The organism is Paenibacillus sp. Soil766, from assembly GCF_001428105.1.
Lineage (GTDB): Bacteria > Bacillota > Bacilli > Paenibacillales > NBRC-103111 > Paenibacillus_E.
Window position 1 is genome coordinate 32,320 of record NZ_LMSJ01000011.1, and the last position, 21,039, is coordinate 53,358.

Annotated in this window: 11 protein-coding genes; 9 read left to right on the plus strand and 2 right to left on the minus strand. The window is 47.5% G+C overall.

What is annotated here, in order from left to right:
• Positions 1–40 precede the first annotated feature (40 nt).
• The 6 genes from ASG89_RS36220 to ASG89_RS09090 all read left to right on the plus strand — a co-directional run bounded on the left by ASG89_RS36220 (position 41) and on the right by ASG89_RS09090 (position 13,987).
• Positions 41–235, plus strand: a complete 195-nt coding sequence (locus ASG89_RS36220; RefSeq protein ID WP_057310264.1) for a hypothetical protein — start codon at positions 41–43, stop codon at positions 233–235.
• Positions 180–4,625 (plus strand): OmpL47-type beta-barrel domain-containing protein, encoded by a 4,446-nt coding sequence (locus tag ASG89_RS09065; RefSeq protein WP_162259687.1) that lies wholly within the window; start codon positions 180–182, stop codon positions 4,623–4,625. The genes ASG89_RS36220 and ASG89_RS09065 overlap by 56 nt, the downstream gene beginning before the upstream one ends.
• 521 nt (positions 4,626–5,146) lie before the next feature.
• On the plus strand, positions 5,147–8,746 hold the full coding sequence (locus ASG89_RS09070) for a hypothetical protein (RefSeq protein WP_157276575.1): 3,600 nt from the start codon (positions 5,147–5,149) through the stop codon (positions 8,744–8,746).
• Between the two features lie 681 nt (positions 8,747–9,427).
• Positions 9,428–11,002 (plus strand): helix-turn-helix domain-containing protein, encoded by a 1,575-nt coding sequence (locus ASG89_RS36985; RefSeq protein ID WP_057310268.1) that lies wholly within the window; start codon positions 9,428–9,430, stop codon positions 11,000–11,002.
• A gap of 91 nt (positions 11,003–11,093) precedes the next feature.
• Complete coding sequence (locus ASG89_RS09085) at positions 11,094–11,882, plus strand: heparinase II/III domain-containing protein (RefSeq protein ID WP_057310269.1); 789 nt, start codon at positions 11,094–11,096, stop codon at positions 11,880–11,882.
• 584 nt (positions 11,883–12,466) lie between these two features.
• Positions 12,467–13,987 carry an FAD-dependent oxidoreductase gene (locus ASG89_RS09090; protein WP_057310270.1) on the plus strand — a complete coding sequence of 507 codons (1,521 nt, stop codon included), beginning with the start codon at positions 12,467–12,469 and terminating at the stop codon, positions 13,985–13,987.
• Here the strand turns inward: ASG89_RS09090 and ASG89_RS09095 are convergent.
• On the minus strand, positions 13,981–14,811 hold the full coding sequence (locus ASG89_RS09095; RefSeq protein WP_057310271.1) for an AraC family transcriptional regulator: 831 nt from the start codon (positions 14,809–14,811) through the stop codon (positions 13,981–13,983). The two genes, ASG89_RS09090 and ASG89_RS09095, sit on opposite strands and share 7 nt — an antisense overlap.
• A gap of 89 nt (positions 14,812–14,900) precedes the next feature.
• On the opposite strand from ASG89_RS09095, the gene ASG89_RS09100 reads away from it, so the two are divergent.
• Both ASG89_RS09100 and ASG89_RS09105 read left to right on the plus strand, forming a co-directional pair.
• Entirely contained in the window at positions 14,901–15,698 is a 798-nt protein-coding gene (locus ASG89_RS09100) for a hypothetical protein (protein WP_235549672.1), read from the plus strand.
• 196 nt (positions 15,699–15,894) lie between these two features.
• Positions 15,895–17,253: an S-layer homology domain-containing protein gene (locus tag ASG89_RS09105; RefSeq protein ID WP_157276577.1), complete on the plus strand. Its 1,359-nt coding sequence runs from the start codon at positions 15,895–15,897 to the stop codon at positions 17,251–17,253.
• A gap of 237 nt (positions 17,254–17,490) precedes the next feature.
• On the opposite strand, the gene ASG89_RS09110 is transcribed toward ASG89_RS09105, so the two are convergent.
• Positions 17,491–19,752, minus strand: a complete 2,262-nt coding sequence (locus ASG89_RS09110; RefSeq protein WP_057310273.1) for a helix-turn-helix domain-containing protein — start codon at positions 19,750–19,752, stop codon at positions 17,491–17,493.
• 287 nt (positions 19,753–20,039) lie between these two features.
• On the opposite strand from ASG89_RS09110, the gene ASG89_RS09115 reads away from it, so the two are divergent.
• Entirely contained in the window at positions 20,040–21,023 is a 984-nt protein-coding gene (locus ASG89_RS09115; RefSeq protein WP_082592937.1) for an ABC transporter permease, read from the plus strand.
• Positions 21,024–21,039 lie beyond the last annotated feature (16 nt).

Genomic DNA, 21,039 nt, shown 5'->3' on the forward strand with positions numbered 1-21,039 from the left:
CGCGAGTGGCGGTTACGTTAGAGCGCAAGGATAGGCCTGCATGATCAAGAATCATGCAGGCGTGGGGATGGAGATGAGCAAGCATAATTTGGCTGCCCGTGTTGGCTTATTAATGAAAACGCTTTCAAATATGAGAGGGAGTGATTTACTTGGTGATGAAAAAATGGATGTTAAGCCTTATGCTGATTTCTTTATTGTTTACCTCACCTTTGTTTGGACTACAATCATTGGATAACACGACCGTTTATGCGGCAGACACGTTACAAAATGCAACGATTGGCGGATTTGAAAGCGATGAAGAGCTTTGGAATTTTAACTTGGGAACCGAGTTTCCCGGAGCCAAAGGCGAATATGTGCGGGATACGTCCGTATTTAGGTCGGGGACCTCTTCGGGTAAGCTGCGCGGGGATTTTAGCGCCGGCGGCAAATATGTCTCGGTGAGTAAATATTTTATTCCTATGGATATACAGAAACTTGAATTTTGGGTCAAAACAGCTGACGCCGCTGCGATCGTGCTTCGGGTGACGGATTCGACCGGACAGGTGCATCAGCAGAAGCTCACAGCGGCGTCAAATGTCAATTGGCAGAAGATGGAGATCACCAAATTTAACGGCGGCACAAGCTATCTTCATTTCGGCGGGGCAAACGATGGGGTGTGGCATGGACCTGCCCAGGGAATCGGGCTTTTGTTAGAGAAATCTGGTTTAAGCGGTGGGAAAACAAGCGGGGACTTGTGGATCGATGATGTATCTGCGACGGTTCCGCAGCAAGAGCCTCTATGGGATTCCGCGATCGGCGATTTCGAGAACGCCTTTGACATATGGAAACCAACCTTGGGAACAGGAGCTAAAGGCGAATATGTCCGGGATTCGTCCGTGTTTAAGGAGGGAAGCTTTTCGGGTAAGTTGAGCGGAGATTTTAGTGGTACCGGCAAAAGTGTTTCGATAGGAAGAAATTTTTCTCCTCGGGAGATAAAGAAGCTTGGATTTTGGGTGAAAACAACGGATGCTGCTGCCATCCTGGTTCTGTTGACGGATTCGACCGGGCAGGTGCATCAGCAGAAAATCGCTGTGGCGCCAACTGGAAATTGGCAAAAAATAGAAATATTTAAGTTCAATAGCGGTACGAGCTATCTACATTATAACGGGGCCAACGACGGGGTATGGCATGGTCCCGCCCAGAGAATCGGATTTATTCTAGAAAAGACTGGCTTGATCGCGGGCAAAACGAGCGGAAACATTCGCTTGGACAATATCGTGACCACATCCACTTTCCCGGATTTATCCATCGAGCAGTCCCGAATGGGGAATGTCTTCCTAGCGAACGAGCCTGCAGCTTTTCCTCTTGCAACAAGGGGAGATACCGTAAATTGGAGCGTATATGACCACTTGGATCATCAAGTATTGGCAGGCAGTGAGGGGGTGCAGGATGGGCAATTGAATTTGACGATTCCTATTCAGCAGCTTGGTTATTATAAGCTTTCGCTTGCTGCTGAGAAAGAGGGTCAAACGATCAAGAGTGCAGAAATTTCGTTTGCCCGCTTAGCTTCGGATAACCCCACTTTGGTGAACAACTCTCCATTCGGGGTATCCACTCACCTAGCAAGAACAAATACGGGATGGACGCCTGAGTTAAGTACATTATTGAAACGCGCCGGATCCAAAAATTTTCGTGACGAAATCACTTGGGTAGATGTCGAATACGAAAAAGGGAAATACCAGAAGCCGCCAGGCCGTGATGCCTTTATGCGGAAAACGCAGCAAGACGGCTTGAAGCCGTTCATCACTCTCGACTTTACCAATCCGTTTTATGATCAGGACAGTACGCCCTATTCGGACGATGGCCGTCAGGGTTTTGCCAATTATGGCAAGGCTTTGCTGGACTTATACGGCAACCAGATGGAATGGGTGGAAGTCTACAATGAGTTCAATGGAGGGTTCGGTGATCGAGGGAACGGCCCCGCAGACTCGCGTCCGGACTATTATTTTAAGCTGCTGAAGAAGACCTACGAGACGGTGAAAGCTGCCAGACCGGATGTCACGGTTGTTGGAATGGCATCGAATGTAGATATAAAATGGATGGAGGAAGTTTTTAAGCTTGGCGGACTCCAATACATGGACGTGGTTTCCATCCATCCGTACAATCGAACGCCGGATGGCATGTTGCAAGCTGTGCTCGATGCGCAAAACTTAATCCGGATATATAATCAGGGACAAGACAAACCGGTTTGGATTACGGAAGTCGGCTGGCATACCGACACAAGGGGAGTGGACGAAAAAACGCAAGCGGATTATTTGGTGCGTGCTTATGTGCAAGCGTTGAGTGCCAGTGTCGAGAAAATATTCTGGTATGATTTGATGAATGACGGCATGCAAGCCGACTATGGCGAAGATAATTTCGGCCTCATTCGCCACCAGGATGACCCCAAAGGGCAGTTCTTACCGAAACCCGCCTATGCGGCTTATGGGGCGATGACGCGAGAATTGCTAGGTGCCTCGTTCGTTGAACAGGAAGCCGTCGACACGGGCATTACCAGCTACCGATTTGATAAAAACGGTCAGAAGCTAAGAGTCGTCTGGGCTAATACCCCTGTGCAGGCAGTAATTCAAACGAATGCGCCTATTCAAATCACGGATATCATGGGGAACACGGAAACCTTCACACCGCTTAACGGCAAGGTGTATATGACGCTAACTGCGGAACCTATTTATATCCAAAGCGACATTGACGGCATCGTGCTTGATGCGACGTTCGCCGTGACGGGGACAGAGGCGGTAACCAGCGAGCCTGTTGCGCTAAAGGTAGAAGCGAATAATACATCCGCATCGCCACTCGCCGCTTTATTTACGGTGGAAGGCTCGACATATCCTATGTACGCGGGAGCTGGTCAGAAGACGTCGCAGCCGTTTGCCCTGCCTGGATTGAGTCAGGAAGGCATTCGCTATGTAACAGGTGACTTGACCGTGAGTGGGAACCGAATTGGAAGACTGAAGCATGCGATTCAGACCCTCCCTTCCTATCGTGCAAGAATCATCCCTGTTATTACGGATGTGAATACGAAAGCTGAAGCATTGAAGATCCAAATTCAGAACTATTCTAAGCAGCAAGGGCTAACCGTCAGGAAAGCCGATTGGCAGTTTGGTAACCAGTCAGGCACACAAGATTTGACCTATGTGATTCCTCCGGACACCATCAAGACGTTTGATATTCCACTGAGCGGCTTTAATTACGGCGTCAGCAACCAAGCACAAGTGACCGTCCAATTTGACGGAAAACAACCTTTCGTTTATGGAGGGAAGCTGGATTTCAATCCGATCCTTCCTGGAACGGTACAGATTGACGGCTCAGCTGACCCTGCGATCGTAGCGTCGGCACCGGTTGCGCTTTTGTCACAAGGGACGGTAAGAATGCAAAATTATACCGGTCCTTCGGATTTGGACGGCAGCGTATGGGTGAACTGGGATCAGGATCATTTCAATCTAACTGCGACAGTCAAAGACGATGTGCATTACACGCCTACAAGCGGAGCGGAAATTTGGAAAAATGACAGCCTTCAGTTTGCTGCAATGGCGGGTATCCCTGGAGAAAATCTGGGTTTCTATGAAATAGGTATTTCCCAGACGCCGCAAGGGCCGCAAATCTATCGTTGGTCGTCGCCTAATACCAGCGTCAGGGAGGTTATAACGAACGGTTCCTTGCAGATTTCGCGAGATGAAGTGCAGAAGGTTACGGTTTATGAACTTGCGCTTCCTTGGTCTGAGCTTGCACCGATCAAACCGGAAAAACAGGGTGCCTTCAGCTTCTCGCTGCTCGTTAATGATAACGATGGTACCGGTCGCAAAGGGTATATCGAGTGGGGCTCCGGCATTGGTGAAACGAAAGATCCCAAAAAATTCAGAACGGTTCAATGGATCGTAACGGATGATACACCTCCGGTTACCGTCACCACATTGGAAGGGACGAAGCAGAACGGTTGGTACGTCTCCGATGTTAAAGTAAATCTGAATGCTACGGACGACAAGTCCAGCGTTAAGGAAACCGTATACAGCCTAGATGGAGGAGCCACTTGGACGAAATATCAGAACGAGCTTGTCTTTAAAGAAGATGGAGTCCATACGATTTCGTTCCGATCGACCGATCAGTTTGGTAATAAGGAACAGTCGCAAACGGTATCCTTCGCAATTGATCAAACCCCGCCGGCCGTTCAAATCAGCGGGGGGGGAACTTATACCGTCGATCAGACGGTAACGGTCACCTGCACCGCTACGGACGCCGTATCCGGCGTTGTTTACAGCTCCTGCTCGGCTCCTTTGCTGAGCACCCCAGTATACCTGTTGAACGTGGGCGACAATGCCTTTTCGGCATATGCGACCGATGCTGCCGGCAATTCCGGCACAGCGACAACCACTGTTACCGTCAAGGTGACAGTGGATAGCCTGATCCGACTTATCGAAGCTTGGGTCACCGGCAATGGCAGCCAAGGTATAGTTAACTCGCTTGGAACTAAGCTCCGGCATGGACAGTTTGATGCCTTCATCAACGAAGTTCATGCGCAGAAAGGCAAGAAAATTCCCGAAGAAGCTGCGAATTACTTGTTGAAGTTTGTGAATGATTTGAAATCATAACAAGATTGCCTGAACACTTGCTCCCTAAAGGGAGCAAGTGTTTTTACAAAATGCGAAAGTCGGTGATCCATTATGTCGAAGAACGATATTCAGCAATTTACCCAGTTACATACTCTTTACAAGCTCGATCGACCGGTGCTCCAAGCTGGATGTTCCGGCCGGTGAATTGGGTCCTCTCGAATGTGACGAAAATTCATCTCCCCCACTCAAAAGTATCCAAATCGATTTCCGGAAACCATATTTCTCCTAATATTGGAGACTGGCCCGTGGTTATGTAGACATTCCATTCTCCTACCATGATCAAAGAGTTCTATGATTCGATCGTTGAATATCTATATTCTAAACAATCTCAGGCTGCCCACGAAAGTCTCTTTTTGCAAGCAGCAGGACGCAAATCCGTTTTCCTTCCTCCTTTCAGCTCATCGGTATCCTCCGCCGTGAACCTCCCACGAACAAGCCTTTCTGAATGCCATAAGGCATTTGAATCATAAAAAGCATATGGAGCAAGAAAAGCATTGTCCATGGGAGCAAAGAAAGCAGAGGGGCAGCAAAAAGTGACGCTTTCCAATGAAGTGGGCAATTGCTATGGTGGGATCGGGCCCCGATCGAGCAGGCTGACAATGGAAGGGAGAGTAACGAATGCCACTCGCACAACAAAGCTGAGTGACGGATCGGGGAAAGGCTGCGCAGGCGATCAGACTATTTGGAAAGCGCTTGCATTGTTTGATTCAAATCAGGATAAGGGAGTGAATGTGATGTTCGTAAAAAAGTGTATGATCCGTTTGATGCTTGTTCTGCTTTTGCCAGTCATACTTCTTAAGGAGGCCCTCATGCGCTTGCAGAGTGTGAGAAATTGCCATCGTGGATTGAGGGCAGCTGCGGCAGCGATCACTGTCACGGCGAGCGTTCTTGGGGGAGTGGCACCCCAAGCCGTCGCAACCATGCCGCAAGCCGAAGTAACTTTGAGTTCGCCCCCAATTTACAGCGGTGTAACCAAGGCTTGGCCCGGCGACGCGGACAAAGATCCGACGCACTCTGCGACTATCAGGAACGGCACGGCGTGCTGGACGACGTCACAAAATCCGCTAAACCCCTACGTCTACGTTGATGTCGCAAGCTCCGCGAAACCTGCGGGCGCAACGTACGCGATTGTGTCCGTTGATTACTTTGACGCAGCGGCGACGACCTTGGCAATTGAGTATGACGGCCAGAGCAACGCATATCAGGCCACCCCGTGGATGCCCACGAGCGGCAGTCAGACCTGGAAGAACCAGATTTTTGAGCTGAACGGAATCAAGTTCGCCAACGGCACGAACGGCGCAGATTTCCGTCTGCGTGTTCATAGCCTGGGCGGCGTCATCCCAGAAATCTGTTTCGCACGAATCCAGGTGACCTTTGCAACGACTCCAGCGCTGTCATTGATGAACCCAAGCCTGCTCTTCACAACCAATTCCGCAAACTTGGATTTCGGCACGGTGGGTGACTCGGTTTCATATGACATTTCAGATGATCAGGGCGTCAGTCTTCGCACGGGATCTGTCCCCGTAGGTTCCGACGGACATGCTGCGCTATCCGTGATGGACCTCGGCTCGGGGTTCTACAACCTCACTTTCTCAAGCGTGATTGATGACCAAACGGTAACGCGCACCACAACGTTTGGCATTGTGACCCCGACGCCAGCGGGCGCCTTGAGTCCTGACTCCTTCTTCGGAATCGACACACATTTTGGTCACTACAAATCCCTCGAAGATGGGCTCATGAACGCATTGGCGACAATCGGCTACGGCCACATTCGAAGCGACATCAACTGGTCGCTAATTGAAAAACAGCCGGGGGTGTACAACTGGGCTGGGTATGGCTTTGAAGCCAAGTCACAACAGTCTCTTGACCTCGGCATGACTCCCCAAGGAGTCGTGGCATACAACAACGTAAATTATGACAATGGGAAAACGCCGAGCTCCGTGGCTGGTCTGGCCGCATTTGGTCGGTTTGGAAAAGCTGCCGCCGAGCACTATAAGGGCAAGGTCAGCGATTTCAACATCTACAATGAGTTCAATGGCACCGGCTTCAACAACGGCGCTTGCGGTACTACCGCAGCCTGCTATGTGCAGATGCTTCAGGCCATGTATGGACCGATTCACGAAGGAAACCAAGATGCGAACGTCATAGGCCCGATTACTTCCACCATTGACGATAACTGGAATAGTGCCTTTTTCGCTGCTGGCGGTATCAACTACATTGATACGTTCTCGACGAATGTCTACGGCTACGCTCTAGAGGGAGCAAACACCCCGCCTGAGCGCACACTGTTGGTATCGAAGCTTCCTGCGTTGGTACAGCAAGTGAAGCAGGCGGCTGGAAATCGGAACGTCCCAGTGTGGATTACGGAGAACGGTTGGCCGACGTATGCCGCCGCCTCCACGGAGCCCCAGCAAGCGGACAACCTGGTGCGTGCTCAGGTGCTAGCTAAGGCAGCCGGCGTGGGCGTCTTCAGCTGGTACTCGGCAATGGATGACGGTACGGACCCCAATAATAGGGAACATCACTTTGGGTTATTCAGGCAACCCGTCGCGGGTGTAGTCGGCGTAGCTCCGAAACCTGGAGCTGTCACAAACGCCGTGCTCATTCGCGCGGTGACCGGAAAGACGATTGGTACTCGCGATGGCCTTGGCTCCAGTACCGCCTACTCGTATCCGTACACGGGAGGAGGCTCGACGACTCGGGTGATGTGGTCAACCAGCTCCGAGAACATTGCTTTGCACACTACCCAACCTCTTATTATCACGGATGAATATGGCTCAACGCAGACGGTAAATTCGACAGACGGCACGGTCGTTCTGACGCTCAACGGCAGCCCGATCTACGTAACCGGTAACGTTGACAGCTTGGGCGTGACGCAGTCTGCGGTCACGATGAAAGTCGCCGACCAGTCGATCAAAGGTGATACGGTCGCGGTTACGGTGACTGCAGACCGATCGAACCCAAAGACGGACCTTCCCAATGAGTTAACAATCACTGCGAACGGGGCGCAGCCTGTGACCATTCGTACTTTTCCGGGCAAGGTAACGAGCGCTACCATCAGTGTTCCTGCAACCACGCTCCTCGGCCAGCGGTCTGTGGCCGTAGACGTGACAAAAGTGAAGCCTGGGAAAGTGAAGCCAGAGAAAGAGAACCACGACAAGAACCAGCCGAGTTTTGTTGCCAAAATGAGGGCAACGACAAATGTCGTCAAGCCGTTTGAGATCAGCGTCCAACCGACGATCACTTCGGATACGGCGTCCCGAAGCTACTTTCTCGACATCGCGCTGAAGAACAATCGAACCAGTGCCTTCACGCCGACCAAGGTTGCCTACCAAGTTGGGCCAGCATCAGGGACTGTGACAGATCTGGCGAATGTCCCTGCAAATGCCACCGCTTCGCTGCGTGTCCCGCTCTCCGACATTCCGTTGTTCGACTCCCTGAGCTATAACGTGGCCCTCGACAGCGTCGGCGGTTCGGACGCTTCATTTGGATCGATTTCCTACGCTCCTATCGAGCCCACGAACCATCAAACCCTTCCCGCAATCGACCTAGCGACGCAAGCGACCTGGGTATCGATATCAGGGACGCGCAGTGGTAACAGCGACCTAAGTGGACAGCTGCATATCAACTACAACAGCGACGCGCTTGTGATCGACGCCACCATCACAGACGACAAACACTTCGACGCGCGCTCACCAAACACATTGTGGCAGACCGATTCCATTCAGTTCAGCACCTACGACCGAGTGCCGGGACAGGTTGGCGGCAAACGCGTTGAAATCGGGGCAGCGCTTCTCGATAGCGGACCGGCGGTTTATACTTTCACAGCGCCAGCTGGCCAGCAGGCGGGACCAACCCCTGGCGTCCAAAAGAACATCACTCGAAGCGGCAGCTCCTTGCACTATGTCATCTCTGTGCCGTGGGCCTCGCTTGGGTTTAGCGGGCCACCGACGCAGACCATCGGAATGTCGTTTCTGGTGAATGACGATGATCGGGGCTCCACGGGCGATTCCCGCGATGGTTTCTTGCAATGGGGATCGGGAATCGGAACGACGCCGAAGGACCCCTCATTGTTTCGCAACGCACAACTAGTACAGTAAAGGACGGATCTGACCCGAAGATCATCAGGACTAACACGAGAAATGGAAAATAGCTGGTCACCAAGTCCGTCTCGCCCATCCCAGATCGGCTACGTCCCTTCGCTGATTCATCAGCCGCGTTGAGCCGCCAGTCGGAACGCGCAGCGCGGAAAGAAATTTTCCGAGGTTGCCGCCGTGGTCACGTTGAAGCTTGTCACGGCATTGAGGTAATGGCCAAAACCGGTGGCATGATTGCAGCTTTTGGATGGGGTACAAGTGTAAGGAACGGCGAATGTTATTTATTGAATTACAGGCATCAGGGAGTTAAGAATTTAGACATAACACTAAGCTTGTACACGTCGGATTGAGTCGAGGGTAATTATCCCCGGCTCTTTTGCAAAATAAATCTTCATCGAGATCTAGGGAACGGGGAGATGGATATTATCAGATGAACTACGAATTATTCTAGATAGTGAGGTAGATGGCTAAATGTTCAAATGCATTAAACGGCATGCTTCATCAATCGAGAAGCTAGATACTAAGCAACTCTTGAAAATATATTTTGCTGCTGTTGCAACAAATACCTCGAGTGATTTTTTAGAGTTGATTGAGAATATCCTTTGCGATCGGGGTGTTTTACTTAATGAACATGATCAGCGCGAAATCCCAAATGACAGTTAGAGCGCTAATTAATAGCCCATAATGTCAGTATTCGGAAAAACGGTGCCGGCTCTTGTCGTAAACGCAAAGAAAAAGTCCATCTGGGAACAATATTGGGAACATAAATACTTATTCATCATGCTGCTTCCCGTCCTTCTTTATTACGCCATATTCCATTATGGCCCTATGTATGGTGTGCTCATTGCCTTTCAGGATTATAAGCTTCTGCTTGGCGTATCAGGAAGTCCTTGGGTTGGGTTGCGCCAGAAGCTACTAGGCGCTGATAAGCAGGAAGGCCTCCTGTATGCCACCGTGAATGGGAAATCCAGCATTCTCTCCTACTCGCTTTCTGAAATGAATCATTGGCGGTATGTTTCTGTCATGCCTGTGGATGCTTTCTTTGGCAAAACGATTGAAATTCGCAATTGGTTAATCGCGATAGCGGGTATGCTTCTTTTCGTAAACTTGTTAGTCGCCTACTGGATGACGAGAAGAGCCAATAAGCCAATTGGCACGGAAATTGATGAATTAAAGCTAAATTTAGAGCGAAATAAACCGATTATCCGGCACAACTATATCTTGAGATTGTTAACAGGCAAAGTTCAACTGAACGATCAGTCGCTGCCCAATGAAAGAGTGACTGGTGTTCAAATTGACCTTCCGTATTATTGTTGTTTCGTCGTACATCTCTTGCCGCAGGACAACATTCCGTACGAGCTGGTAATGATGCAAGTTTATAATCTTGTGCAAGCGTTGGAGAACGATACGATAAATTGTCGCCTATTTGCCGTTCAGGACGAGGATGAACATATTTCGGGTATCGTCAATTTTGATGAAACGACTAGTTTGGATGCGATCTTGGCGCGTATGACGACCATTATGGATACGCAGTTGAATCCCAGTTATACGCTGAGTGTCGGTGAAACGTATGCCATTAATGAATCTGACATATCAGATGGGTATCGCGAAGCGAAGGAAGCACTTCCTTATGCTTTTCTATATCCAGACACCATTATGAAATACGGGGAACTATCAATTCCGCATCGCAAAGAGTCAGGCCCAATTCTCAAATGTCTGCAACAGATGGAAGACGAGCTAAGAGATGGTTTTGCAGAGCAGACGCTTAAAACAATTCAAGGTCTCGTAGATGATCTGCGAAATGGGCAGTATACGGTGGCCTTTTGCAAATCGGCATTGACGGATGTAATCACTGTTCTTCGCAAACGTATTCATGCACATGGGCAAACATCGGAAGAAATGCTAGGTTTCGATATCCAGGAAGCATTCAAAAAACTGCGAAGCATAGCATTGTTTCCGAATTGGGTTGGTCCAATCGTACAGATAGTGGCAGAAAATGGGCAGGTAGGCAAGTTTAAATTAGACATCAAGCTGCAGGATAAAATTAATCAATTTATCGAAGTGAATCTAAACAATCAACTCTCGCTAGATCTCGTCGCTGAACATCTGAATATTTCCTCGAACTACGTCAGCAAGCTATTTAAAACGGTCAATGGGAAAACATTTACTGAATATGTAACCGAATTGAGGTTGAAGCGGGCACTTGTGATGCTCATGGAAGAAAGGCTTTCTGTGCAGGATATTTTCTCAGCTGGATAGTGCGCTTGGTGCTGATTTCAATGAACTTGCCCACAGTGAAGGCATTCGGGAAAGCGGTTATTTCCCTATCTATATGGAGGGGCCCTCCGGTTTGTATTTTAATTTTGCCGATTGCTTTACGGAGTTGAACTACCGAGATAATGAGGGCATGTCATGGTTGGCGACGAAGTTTGACCTGCCAATTCTTACACAGTGGCGCGTTGGCATTGTTGATCAAGGGGTACAGCCTTTCAAGAACCCGATGGACTTATTGTGGTACCAACCCAATCATAGGATGGCTGCTGTACATGATCTTCCTTTAGATGAAGGGCATAACACGCTCGTAATCAATCCTCGTCCGCGTAGTGGAGATTCGGATTCCAATCCAGACCAAGATCCACTGGCCAAAGGAGCTATTACACTGTTTCAAGCTAGCGCGATGGAATGCTATGCCACAATGGACCTGACAGCGGCTTATGCTCAGGCGGCAAATAAGGTAGTGCGTGAGATTGCGCTTGTCGACAATCGTCAGCACATCCGAATTCATGACGAGATTGCGTTGAAAGAGGCGGGTGAGATTCTATGGTTCCTGCACATCAACAGCGAGGCTTCAGTCGAAATCATGGAGTCAGGGCGAACAGCGATTTTAACCATTGGGAATAAAAGGTTACAGATTCAACTGGCATGCGCCGAAGAAGCAAAATTTACTGTCATGGAGGCGAAGCCTCTTCCGACATCGCCGGACCCAGAGGTGCAATGGACGTATCCACAGTGGGGGAATCCGCGCTACCGTGAAATGCATCAGCCCAAGCAGAAGCTGGCGATTCACCTAATGCACACGCAGAAGGTAGCCTTAACGATTTTGATAATCCCATTTTTTGGGGAACACTTATTACATTAGCCAGCACTTTAAAGCATTATTTACGATAGCGTACCGAAAAGCGTCTACTATTTATAAACAAGGGTATTCCCGATATAAGCGAAATAACACCCTAGTTGTAGAACAACCCGGATGTAGCCAGCGTCGACAAGACAGGAAATGTGAAACCCATCAGCATCAGCGACGGGATGTCTATTGAAGGAGGCTATTGGGCAAGCACAACAGTCTTTCTCGATATTAGTTAGCGCAAACACAGGACTGAATTTGTCAGAAGTACTTCATAACTAATTTGTAAATGAAACAATTTGGCTGAAAATTCACTTCAAAACCAATTTGTCATCCAACATGAATGACGACGTCATACACGTTAATGCACATATAGATAATGTTCCGGTTTATCAAACTACTGATTTTATGATTTCTACTGTGACCCGGAGGGTGGACACTTTTAAAAAAAGTGCTCAGCTTCCGGGTCATTTATGTCAAATGGTAGTCATGCTAAAAAAGTAAGATTTATCAAGTTAAAAAGGAAGATCCATCATTCTCGATAGATTGAGGATAGGCTTATAATAAATGTAAATGTAATTATGAGGAGGATGAATAAAATGTACCAGGAGAAACAGTATGATATTGTAATTTACGGAGGGACTGCGGCAGGTATTATGGCTGCTGTTCAAGCTAAAAGAATGTCTAAAAATGTAGTCGTTATCGAGCCAAGTCAGCGGATTGGGGGCTTGACCACTGGAGGCCTGGGAGATACGGACTTCGGGATGAAACAAGCTATCGGAGGCTTATCCTTGGAGTTTTACAAACGGGTAGCCCAGAAATACTCGCATGACGGTGCTTGCTGGCTGTTTGAACCTAAAGTAGCGCTCGAAGTTATGCAAGATTTGGTGGCGGAACATAACATTGAAGTCATATACGGAGAAAGACTACGTCTAAAAGACGGGGTTACAAAGAAAGGTTTAAAAATTATCTCCATTTGCATGGAGTCCGGGAACCTCTATCAAGGCAAAGTGTTTATTGATGCTACGTATGAAGGGGATTTGATGGGTAAATCGAACGTATCCTATTTTGTCGGCCGGGAGTCCAATTCACAATATGGGGAGACATTAAACGGCATTCATCCTGGCAATGAACTCAATGAGCTACCCAGCGGGATTGATCCGTATGTCATTAAAGGGGTACCCTCGAGCGGCTTGCTTTTGCGTGTCAATCCTCACCGTGGTGGAAATTTTGGTGATGGGGACACCAAGCTTCAAGCTTATAACTTCCGCATGTGTTTGACGAATAATCCGGACAACCGCCTGGAGATCGAAAAGCCTGAGGGATATAACGAAGCCGATTATGAAATTTTGTTCCGGGCCATCGAGCAAGGACAAAGTTCGAAATTTTTTAAATTGAATCTGGTAACACCAGATAAGACAGACTCCAATAACAATAGTGGCATTTCTACGGATTATAATGGAATGAACCATAGTTATGCAGAGGCGGATTATCTTGAGCGGGAACACATGTGGCATGCTCATCGCGTCTATCAGCAAGGCTATGTGTGGACCATTCAAAATCATCCGCGAGTACCAGAGGAAATTCGGGCAGTCTACAAGCCGTGGGGCTTGCCGCTCGATGAATTTATCGAGACAGGTCACTGGACTCCACAGTTGTACGTCAGAGAATCCCGCAGAATGGTTAGTGACTATGTAGTGACCGAGCATGTGGTTAGATTGGAAAATCAAGTAGCGGATTCCGTTGGAATGGGATCCTTTGCCATGGACTCGCACCACACCCAATATTATGTAAACGAAGACGGGCATGTTAGCACAGAAGGCGGATTTTACGTAAAATTAAAAGCGCCTTATCCGATAAGCTATCGAGCAATTGTGCCAAAACGGACAGAGTGCACCAATCTAATTGTGCCAGTATGCGTTTCGGCTACCCATGCAGCCTACGGTTCGATCCGGATGGAGCCTGTATTTATGATCCTGGGACAATCTGCTGCGGCCGCAGCAGTTCTAGCGCTTGATACGGATGGCATCGTTCAAAATGTAAAGTATGAGCAGCTTCATTCCTTACTCGTTCAAGAGAATCAGGTATTATACGTAGACGTCCTAAGTCCGCATCAATAAGGATTGAACCCATATCCAAATTTACGCCGGTATTCTCCTGGGGGATGTCCAAATCGTTCGCGGAAAACTCGGCAAAAATGAGGGTAACTCTCAAAGCCTGTCTTTTCAGCAACCTGCTCCAGCGCAAGATTGCTGTAGAGCACCTGCTGCTGCGCAAGCTTTAGCCTAACGTCAATACAGTAGGCGAACAGCGATTGGCCAAAAGTGGCTTTAAATAGATACGAGGAGCGAGAGACGCTTAATCCTACAGAGGCCGATATTTTTTCCAAACTAAGAGGTTCATTTGCATGACTTTCTATAAATAGCTTAAGTTTATGAGCGATATCTGCTCCTTTGGTGCGTTGTTTGCTCTGAATCTCTTGCTCCAGTGTCAAACAAAGCGTTCTAAGAAGATAGTCCATGATCTCCACTTGGTTCTGCATGACTTTTTTCTTTTCGCTGATAATATGCTTCCATAGGGTAATGACCGTATCGTTAAAGCCAATGTTTGTTTTAGTGGGCAAGTCTTTGTTTTTCCACCACGATTCCAGCCATCCCCCGTTGCCGGCCAGGAAATAGTCGCTGACAGGTTGAATCGCACCCGACTCCGGAGCGTTTCGGGGCTGCACATTGAGTTCGTATGGCTGATCAGGAGGATAAATGAGCAGGTCACCGGGGATGATGGTCTCGGATTTCCCTCCCACCAGTGCGCGACAGGATCCTTCTGCCTGAAGCCGGAAGAGGTAGAAGTTCAGCCCGTCTTTATACTTAACGGAGTGGGGCTTTGTGTGGGTGAAATAATTAGCATAAATGACGTAGGATTGGTGTTGACCTGACTTCGTCATAGTGAAGATACCTCCAGAAATTAGCTATTCTGCTCCGATTATATAGTTTCTTCGTTGAGATTGACAGAGGAAAGAGAGGAATACGGATAATGAAACCAAATTTTAAATATTTAAATAAGCCGGTATTAGAACCGGTACCAGGCTGTGACTGGGCCAGCAAAATGGTGCTGAATCCTGCCATCGTACAAGATCCAGAGTCGAGCACATTGCATATGTTGTTTAGGGCAACGGGTCCTTGGGCACAAAAGCGGAGAGAGGGCTGCCACGACCCATACCCAATTTTCCTAGGCTATGCTACTAGCGAAGATAATGGGGAAACATGGGAAGCCGATTTCAGCGAGCCAGCGCTTTCGCCGGCGCTAGGCTATGAAGAACACGAACTTTACATTGCAGATATTCATGGAAATCGCGTACGCAATTATGCAAATGGCTGTATTGAAGATCCCCGTATCTTCCCAATTGAAGGGGAGCTATACGTTAGTGTGGCTTGTCGCCCATTTCCTCCGGGCCCTTATTGGCTGTCGGATGTTCAGACGAGATTTGAATATGTACCAGAGTGGATATTCAATGGAAATGAAGTTGAAGACACTTTTGTTAAAACAGCGCGCTCCAATGATACTGTCACGGTGCTATATAAATTAGATTTGCAGCAGTTGAAAATGCGTAACTATAGCGCAGCATTCCACTATATAGGTCCTCTGACGGAAGGGCACGTTAGCGATAATCGGGACGTTTTTCTTTTTCCCGACAAAATGATGATTCAAGGGAATTTGCAATATGTGATGCTTCATCGTCCAATGAACGTGTTACCGTGTTGTGGTGGGGCAAACCGTAACAATAACGGCAGAGGGCAACAGACAGAGCATTACACCGACAGTAATCGGTGACGAAAGATATTACCCGACTACATGGAGTTCCACAGAAGGAGGCAAGTCGGGGGTATTTACCGTAACCGGACAGGTATATTCCTCCGGCTACACGTCGACTTTAGCAGGCAATTACACCATAACGGCTACATTCCAGAAGCAAACCTGGAATAGGACTGCGTGGATCAATAGCATTACCGATACCAAAACCATAAGTTTGACTGTAAGTGCCGTTATAACAGGAGATAACAGCGGATCCGGCAACGGCAATTCCGACAGCGGTGAAGGTACATCATCGCCACCAGCAACAGGTAATACTGGCGCAGACATTCCGGTTAACGATAAAGAGGAAAATGCCGGCATAGTAACAACCATTCAAGAAGGCGATAAAACCGTGACTACCGTTTCCATTGACCAGAGCAAGGTGGAACAAAAGTTGTCACAGGAAGGAAAGGGAGCCATAGTGACTATTCCAGTCACAGACAAATCTGACGTGGTAGTCTATGAATTGACCGGGCAGACGGTCAAGAGTATGGAAGCCAAGGAAGCAGTGCTGCAGATAAAAACGGACAATGTAATTTATACGCTGCCTGCAGCATACATCAATATGATGGCCGTCTCACAACAGATTGGGGATCAGGTGGCATTGCAGGATATTAAAGTCAACATAATGGTAGCAACTCCTCCAACCGATACGGTAAAGATGGTTCAAGATACTGCAAACGAAAACAGTTATCAGATTGTTGTCAATCCGGTAGAGTTCAATATTACGTTCACCAGTGGCAGCAAAACGGTGGACGTTTCAACATTCAAAGGCTTTGTGGAAAGGGCCATAGCGATTCCGGATGGAATAGATTCGAGCAAGATAACGACAGGCATTGTCCTTAATACTGACGGAACCTTCTCCCATGTGCCTACGACAATTTCTATCATCGACGGAAGACGCTACGCCAAAATCAACAGCTTGACCAACAGCACCTATTCGGTCATTTACAGCTCCAAAACTTTTGCAGACGTTAATGCGCATTGGGCAAAAGAAGCGGTGAATGACATGGGGTCCAGACTTGTCATTGATGGTAGCGGAGATGGAAGGTTTGAGCCCGACAGGGACATTACCCGTGCGGAATTTGCTGGGATTATAGTAAAGGGGCTTGGGGTAATGAGGCCCGGTACCGGTAAGGATATCTTCAGCGATGTAACCAAAGGCAATTGGTATTACGATGCCGTGGCCACTGCTTACGAATACGGTATTATAGACGGATACGGAAACGGTACATTCGGGCCTGCGGATAAAATTACCCGCGAGCAGGCTATGACAATGACGGCAAGAGCAATGAAAATTACTGGATTACAAGCAGAGTTTAAAGAGAATGAAGCTGAAAACCTGCTTTCAGGGTTTGCAGATGCCGGTTATTCTGCTGACTATGCGAAAAGCAGTATTGTATCGTGCATAAAGACCGGAATTATTACCGGCCGGGATGGCAATTTAGTGGCGCCAAAAAACAATATTACCCGTGCGGAGGTTGCTGTATTTGTAAGACGGCTTTTACAAAAATCAGGATTGATTTTAGAGTAGAGAATGCAATCCAAGGGATCCGCTTATATTCAGCGGGTCCCTTTTTGCTTAACCGGCCAATGCGGGGTTTATTGAAGGCAGTGGCTGCAGGAGTTGAAATAAGAGGTTCTACAGGCCGACCTGCAGCATTCGTTTGCGACGGCGCGGATACGAATGTGGGCGAGAGCGGCGGACAGACGCCGCAGCCGGCTCAGAAGATTACACTGGAATCTTGCAGGAGGATTTTTTTTGAAAAAATTACGTCCTCTGCGTGCCGTACATCTTCCTGTATTCACCTGGGGTAATACCGGAGTAGCGTTTGAACATGCGGATAAACGAATTTACGTTATGGTAGCCGACTTTGACGGAGATTTCCTGGATTTTCAGGTCCAGATTATTCAGTAGCTCTTTCGCTTTCTGCATGCGCAAGCCGTTCAAGTAATCGCTGAAATTCGCTCCTGTTTTTTCTTTGAAATAGGTCGATAAGTAACCTGGCGTAATATTCAATTTGTCCGCCATGATATCCAGCGTGATGTCTTGCTCGAGGTGCAGGTTCAAATACTCCAAGATAAAATGGGTCGTCGGATCGTGATCCGATTTCTTGTCATTCACTTTTTCTATGGCCGGCGACAGAAGCTCTTTGAACCATTGCTTGTATTTGTCGATACTGTAAAAGCTGTTCAGGTGATCTAATTCCAGAGTAAACAACTCGACTTGCAAATTAAGTTTTATAAGCGACTTGTTCAACTGGCCGTATACTTCTTTGGCGAACCGTCTGAATTCGTCCACGGAAGCCTTTCTCTTATAGAGGGAGTCCAGGTAACGGTAGATCCAGTCCAATATTGACTGTTCGTTGCCGGACATGAACCGGGTGGAGAACTCCTCTTCTTCTAGTACGGTGAAATGAACGGCCCCTTTCGCAGGACGGAACGTGCGGATGAATTGCGTCTCGTCATTCAATTTCCGCTGCAGCAGCATGGTGGACGCATATTCATAAGCCGAAATCAAATGGCCGGAATCGGGATATATCGGGCTTACTGCCATAGTCAGGAAAAATAGATCTCGGTCCACTTCGAGTACCTGAATCAATTGCTCCAACGCAGATTCAATAGCTGCCGTATCGTCCGGGCAGAAGAATAGGGTAAGCACCGTATCTTTATCCATTTGGAACGTAATCGTGTCCTGGTATGCCTGTGATAGGATAATGTTGATATATTCCCGGATAAAGTATACGGCTTTTTCGAGCTCGTAATCGAGTTCCGCAAATTTTTCTTTCATCGTCAATTGATACAGCACGAGTGTGAAAGGGGTATCGGCAACAACCAGCTCCCGCAGGTCAGATAAGTTCATATGGATGTTTCGTAATTTGTTTGTGTAAGCGTAATAGCGAAGCTGGTCTTTCTTTTTGTCTAAATCCTCCGTCATCTGGTCATTTGTTCGGAGGATGCTGCTCATTTTTTCGCTAATCATATTAAATTCATGGATAGGGCTGCTCATCGGCATGGCTGTCGGGTGACGTTGCTGAACGGCTTCGATGATTTTTTTGACGGGCCGGTTCAATCGCATCGTGAGTACAACAGACGTTACGATACTTAGCAGGATGATGATTAGCAGTAAAGTAATGAAAAGAATATTTAACCGCATTAACTGATTGGAAATGCTCTTAATCGGAACGACACTTACATAGGTCAAGCCAGTCTGCTGCCCTTTTTGATAGAAGTAATAGAGATTATTGCTGGTAAAGCTCCCGTTTTGTCCTTCAAAAGATTGGTTAAGAAGTGCCTTCATGCTGGGTGCCGATGAGAAGATTGAAGCACCTTCTTCATTTAATATGTAGAAATCAGAATGATCTGAGTAATGATACGAGTTGAACATTTTCTTCGGATCGAGCATGACGATGAAATACATGTCTTTATATGGCATCAGTTTGATAACAGCTGGAAGCAGCTGCCCCTTGTTCTTTTGGATATTTGCTGAGATTTCCGTGAATGAGGAGACAGGGATCAACCGGTATGTAAAGGATTCGTCGAACTGGCGGTACCAAAATTCCGGCGAATATTCGCTGCTGGCATAATATCTGGAGAACAAGTCCTTAGCCCCGCTCGTCCCTTCCTTCTCCACCACATAAGAATCATTCTTAAAATAAAGCATGATATTGTCAATAGAAAGAAAAGGGTTGGCAATCAGCACTTTGATCGCCGACATGACGCTATCTACTTTGTCATAAGCGTTAAATTTCTGTACATTCCGCAACATATTCAGATTCGCCCTGAATATGTCATCTTGATTTAAACTGATAATTGTTTCCCAGGCCAGTCTGAAATGGTTCTCGTATTGCTCCACCGTATGATTCAAATTAGATTGGTTGTATTTGACGATCTCTTGGTGGATTTTCGATTTCAAAAATAGAAAGGATGCGAAATTGAAGAGCGCGAGCACGGCAATTACAACAAGAAAACTAATCATTAACTTAGCGAACAAGGAGTTGGTTTTCCAACTGAATCTTTTCAATCTCAACATCCGATAGACCCCCCTCATGCTCTTTGTGTCGATTTCTGTCGAATCTAGGCGGATATATATTACATTTATCATACCACTATACTACGGGAACGTAATGTGCAGGAACAATATTCATTTCTTCTAAATCATACACACTTTCTTTGCTTAACCAATAAAATGCGGGTTCTCCAGTAAATGTGGAGATTTATTTCCCGAGAATGGCGTGCGTATAATGACGATATCAAAGCCGGCTGCACGAAGGCGCCAGCAGTAGGCAAGCATCTATAACTGAATGAGGAGATATGCGCATGGCACAGACGAATACACACGCAATCGAGCATAAGCAAGAGCAAGTATCCGCCGAATCGTTCAATCGGACCAAGAGAACGAGTCTGCTGAGAAAGTCATGGAACCATAATAAATATTTATGGCTGTTGGTTCTGCCCTGCTTGATCTACTATGTCATATTTCGCTATATCCCTATGTTTGGCTTGGTGATTACATTCAAAAACTTTAATCTTTTTAAAGGGATTTGGGCTAGCGAATGGGTAGGGTTCAAATATTATGTGATGTTTTTTCAAAATCCGGATTTCTTTCTCTTAATGCGCAACACACTTTTACTGGGCTTCTACAAGCTGCTGTTCGGCTTCCCCGCGCCCATTATTCTGGCCATCCTGCTGAACGAGTTAAAAAGTATGGCTTTAAAACGGTTTGTCCAAACAGTCAGCTATTTGCCGCATTTCATCTCTAACGTGATTGTGGCTAGCATGGTCATTATGTTTCTGTCTCCTTCTGGCGGCCTAATCAATCAGATTATACAAAAGCTCGGCTTCACGCCGATTAACTTCATGATGGAGCCTGGTTGGTTCCGTTCCATCTACGTCGCTTCGGATATATGGCAGCAAATTGGCTGGGAATCGATCATTTATTTGGCGGCATTGACAGCTGTGGACCCGCAGCTCTATGAAGCGGCCAATATTGATGGAGCAGGACGCTGGGGAAAGCTGTGGAACGTGACACTGCCTGGTATTGCGCCGACGATCGTTATCCTCTTTATATTAAATGTTGGGAAAGTATTGGAAATCGGATTTGAAAAAGTATTTCTTATGTACAATGCGGCTGTCTATTCGACGGCGGATATCATCAGCACTTATGTTTACCGTGTAGGTCTAGAGCAAGGCAATTTCAGCTACGGGGCGTCGATCGATTTATTCATGGGCATCATCAGCCTAATCTTTATCTACTCGGCGAATTACATCAGCAGGAAAGTGGGAGAAAACAGCTTATGGTAAAGGTGGGACTAACGGT